Origin of the sequence: Corallococcus llansteffanensis, assembly GCF_003612055.1 — a bacterium.
Taxonomy (GTDB): domain Bacteria; phylum Myxococcota; class Myxococcia; order Myxococcales; family Myxococcaceae; genus Corallococcus; species Corallococcus llansteffanensis.
Map to the genome: position 1 here is coordinate 1 of NZ_RAWB01000762.1, position 3,961 is coordinate 3,961.

Annotated in this window: 4 protein-coding genes; 1 reads left to right on the top strand and 3 read right to left on the bottom strand. The window is 71.6% G+C overall.

Annotation, left to right across the window (positions count from 1 at the left end; translation table 11 throughout):
• The coding region (locus D7V93_RS39725; protein WP_147451589.1) for an FKBP-type peptidyl-prolyl cis-trans isomerase at window positions 1-773 on the bottom strand (773 nt) is incomplete at its 3' end.
• A 189-nt stretch (window positions 774-962) separates the two neighbouring features.
• Complete coding sequence (locus D7V93_RS39730; RefSeq protein WP_120648238.1) at window positions 963-1,220, bottom strand: GlsB/YeaQ/YmgE family stress response membrane protein; 258 nt, start codon at window positions 1,218-1,220, stop codon at window positions 963-965.
• Window positions 1,221-1,315: 95 nt separating this feature from the next.
• Between D7V93_RS39730 and D7V93_RS39735 the strand changes: the two genes are divergently transcribed.
• On the top strand, window positions 1,316-2,422 hold the full coding sequence (locus D7V93_RS39735; protein ID WP_120648239.1) for a GNAT family N-acetyltransferase: 1,107 nt from the start codon (window positions 1,316-1,318) through the stop codon (window positions 2,420-2,422).
• A 15-nt stretch (window positions 2,423-2,437) separates the two neighbouring features.
• On the opposite strand, the gene D7V93_RS39740 is transcribed toward D7V93_RS39735, so the two are convergent.
• Window positions 2,438-3,889 carry an MATE family efflux transporter gene (locus D7V93_RS39740; protein ID WP_244237787.1) on the bottom strand — a complete coding sequence of 484 codons (1,452 nt, stop codon included), beginning with the start codon at window positions 3,887-3,889 and terminating at the stop codon, window positions 2,438-2,440.
• Window positions 3,890-3,961 lie beyond the last annotated feature (72 nt).

Sequence of the window (3,961 nt, forward strand, 5' to 3'; positions counted from 1 at the left end):
GTGGCGCCCATGCCACCGGGCATGCCGGGCATGCCACCGGGAGGCGCCTCGGGGGGCTTCACGATCTCCAGCAGCTCCACGTCGAACACGAGCGCGGCACCGCCGGGGATGTTCGGGGGCGCGCCGCGGTCGCCGTAGGCGATGTCAGAGGGGCAGGTGAGCTGCGCCTTGCCGCCGACCTTCATCTTCTGGAGGCCCTCGGTCCAGCACTTGATGACGCCCTGGAGCGGGAACTGGGTGGGCTCACCGCGCTTGTAGGAGGAGTCGAACTCCTTGCCGTCGGAGAGGGTGCCCTTGTAGTGCACCTTCACGATGTCGGAGGCCTGGGGCTGGGGACCGGTGCCCGCCTGGGTCTCCTTGTAGATGAGGCCGGACTCGGTCTTCTGCGCGCCGGTCTCCTTGGCCTTCTCCGCCAGGAACTTGACGGCCTTCTCCTTCTCCTGCGTGGCCTTGCGGAGCGAACGCTCGCGGGCGAGCTCCTGGAGCTTGGGGCCATAGACCTCCAGGTCCACGTCCGTCTTCTGACCGGACACCTGCGCGGAGAGGCCGGACTTCACGAACTCCAGCTCCTGCGGGGTCATGTCGAACACGCTGATGCTGCGGCCGATGGACAGGCCCAGCGCGTACAGCGTCTTCTGCTCCTCCGTCTGGGGAGCGCCCGCGGCCGCCGCGGTGGTGGTGCCCGTGGCGCCGGCCTTCTCATCCTTCGCGCCGCCCTGACCCTGGCAGGCCGTCAGGCTCAGCATGGTCGCAATCAGAATCGTCTTCTTCATGATGTCGTCGCCTTTCCTTTGGCTCAGCGGCAGCCGACGGCCCGCTGCATGCCCGGGGCGCGGTGTACTACAGAAAATGCCCGTCTTCCTCTTGGGAACCGTGCTTTCCCCGGATGGGCGCCCCTGGCGGGTGGGACAACCGGCCGCCGGGGCTGCAACCGGGGAGGCGGGCCGGGATTCCCGGCTCCCCTATGGCTGGCGTCCGAAGGCGGCCCGGGACACCAGCAGCAGGACGGCGGCGCCCAGGACGGCCCCCAGGAAGCCGGCGGGCTCCGGGTCGCGCCAGTCGGTGCCCCGCCACAAGGACGTGAGGAAGCCGCCCACGAACGCGCCCCCCACGCCCAGGAGCGTGGTCCCAAGGCAGCCCAGGCGCTGGTTCCCCGGCAGCACGGCCCGGGCGATGAGGCCCGCGAAGAAGCCGAAGATGATCCAGCCAAGCAGCCCCATGGCACCCTCCTGTGTCGCGCGTGTGGGCTCAATCTGGCGCAGGGTGCGGAAGGGCGGAAGTCCAACGCCGTGTCGCATACGCTGACACCCGAGCCATGAGCCCCCTCCGCCGCGCCACCCGGGATGACAACGCCGCGCTGCTGGACCTGTTCGGCGACGTGCCCATGACGGGGGACCTGGTGCTCAGCACCCAGCGCGCCCCGGACTACTTCGCCCTCTTCGCCATGCAGCGCGGCGAGGCCGAGGTCTGGGCTCACGGAGAACCCTCCCGGTTGGACGGCATGGGCGCCATCCACGTGCGCGACGGGTGGCTGGAGGGCCGGCCTTGCCGCGTGGGCTACCTGGGCGACCTGCGCACCCGCTTCTCCGCGCGCCGGGCCCGGAGCGTCGCCCGCTTCTATGGCCCCGTGCTGGAGGAGACCGCTCGCCGCCAGGGCGTGGACGTCTTCCTCACCGCCGTCATGGCCTCCAACGCCGCCGCGCTCCAGGCGCTCGTGCGCCGCGCCGCCACGCGCGAGGCCCAGCCGCACTACCACCTGCTGCGCGCCTTCTCCGCCGTCTCCATCCAGTTCGTCCTCCGCCGCCGCCCGCGCCCCAGCCGCTTCACCGTGCGCCGCGCCACCGCCGCGGACGTGCCCGCCATGGCCGCGCTCCTGGACGCGGACCACCGCACGCGCCCCTTCGGCTACCGCTACGATTCGGGCGAGCTGGAGCACCGCTTCGCGCACTGGCCGGGCCTGCGCGTGGAGGACACGTTCCTCGCGTTCGACGCGGGCGGGCGCCTCGTCGGCTGCACCTCCGCGTGGAACCCCGACGCCGTGAAGCGCTACCGCGTGCTCGCGTACCGGGGCGGCATGCAGTGGGTGCGCCGGGGCTTCAACGCGCTCGCCACCGTGACGGGCGCCCCCCGGCTGCCCGCGCCCGGACAGGACTTCCGCTACTTCTACCTCTGCAACACCTGCGTACCCGGCGAGGACCCCGCCGTCTTCCGCGCGCTGCTCGACGCCGTCTACGCCGCGTTCCACGGCCAGGGCTTCCACTTCTTCACCGTGCAGCAGGACTCGGAGGATCCGCTGGCGCCGGCGCTGAAGGGCTTCTTCCAGCGCCAGCTGGACTTCCACCTCTACGCCGTCACGCCCGCCTCGCGCCCCCCGACGACCTTCCCCCGGGGGCGCACCGGCTTCGAGATCTGCCTGCCCTGACGGCGCGCCTCCAGGCTAGACGACGCGCGTCTTCCAGTGCCCTCGCCGGAACAGGAGGATGCTCGACACGGACATCACCGCGAAGGCCACCGGCACCGCGAGGAACACGCCCACCTCACCCATCCCCAGCGGCCTCGACAGCACCCAGGCCAGGGGCAGCTCCAGCGCCCAGAAGCAGCCCAGGTCGATGAGCGTGGGCGTGCGGGTGTCCCCCGCGCCGTTGAACGCGGAGGTGATGACCATGCCGTACGCGCAGGAGACGAAGCACAGGCAGAAGATGCGCAGCGCCCGGGCGCCCGACACCACCACCGCCGCGTCCGTCGTGAACGCGCCCAGCAGCGGCGTCGCGAAGACGAAGAACACCAGCCCGATGCTGCTCAGCACGAACAGGTTGTAGCGGCCCGCCATCCACACCGCCCGCTGCCCCCGCTCCACGTCGCCCGCGCCCATGCTCTGTCCCAGGAGCGTGGAGGCCGCGTTGCCCAGGCCCCACGCGGGCAGGAGCGCGAAGAGCAGGATGCGCATCGCGATGGTGTAGCCCGCGAGCGCCGTGCTGCCGAACGACGACACGAGCCGCACCAGCACCACCCAGCTCGACGTGTTCACCAGCGCCTGCACCATGCCCGCGCCCGACAGCCGCAACATCGCCAGCATCGTCGTGGGCTCCAGCGCCACGTGCTCACGCCGCACCTGGAGCCGCCCGTTGCCCTGCATCAGCCGGAAGAGCTGGTACAGCACGCCCGCGCTGCGCCCCAGCGTGGTGGCCCACGCCGCGCCCACCACGCCCATCTCCGGGAACGGCCCCAGGCCGAAGATGAGACACGGCGCGAGCAGGACGTTGATGCCGTTGGCCAGCCCCAGCACGCGCATCGCGATGGCCGCGTCGCCCGCGCCCCGGAAGATGGCGTTGATGAGGAAGAGCAGCAGGATGCTCACCACCCCGCCCATCATCACGCGCGTGTAGCCCACGCCGTGCTCCAGCACCCAGGGCGAGCCGCCCAGCGCCGCCAGCAGCGGCCGGGCGAAGACGATGCCCGCGACGGCCAGCGCCAGCGAGATGACCACCCCCAGCCCGATGGCCTGCACCGCCGTGCGCGCCGCCCGCTCCGCGTCCTTCTCCCCGATGCGCCTCGCCACCATCGCCGTGGCGCCGATGCTCAACCCCATGCCGGCCGCGTAGATGATGACGAGGATGGACTCGGTGAGCCCCACCGTGGCGACCGCCTCCGCGCCGAGCCTGCCGACGAAGAAGACGTCCACGACGGAGAACACCGACTCCATCAACATCTCCAGCACCATGGGCACGGCCAGCAGGAAGATGGCGCGCCGGATGGGCAGCCGCGTCAGGTCCAGCTCCGTGCCGTGCAGCGCTTGCTTCACCAGCGTCCACAGGCCCTGCGACGCAGGCGCGGGGGCCTCGACGTCGCGGTCCGCCGACGGTGACTCTTCCATGGGTGCGGGTCTCATGCGGGATGCCTTCCTACAGGATCGGGGCGGAGCGTGCCGCCCACCGACGCGGCATCCCACGCATCCTGACCC

What these genes read in the sequence shown, in the direction of transcription:
- D7V93_RS39730 (WP_120648238.1), bottom strand. Translation starts at nt 1,220, where the DNA reads ATGGGGCTGCTTGGCTGGATCATCTTCGGCTTCTTCGCGGGCCTCATC.
- D7V93_RS39735 (WP_120648239.1), top strand. Translation starts at nt 1,316, where the DNA reads ATGAGCCCCCTCCGCCGCGCCACCCGGGATGACAACGCCGCGCTGCTG.
- D7V93_RS39740 (WP_244237787.1), bottom strand. Translation starts at nt 3,889, where the DNA reads ATGAGACCCGCACCCATGGAAGAGTCACCGTCGGCGGACCGCGACGTC.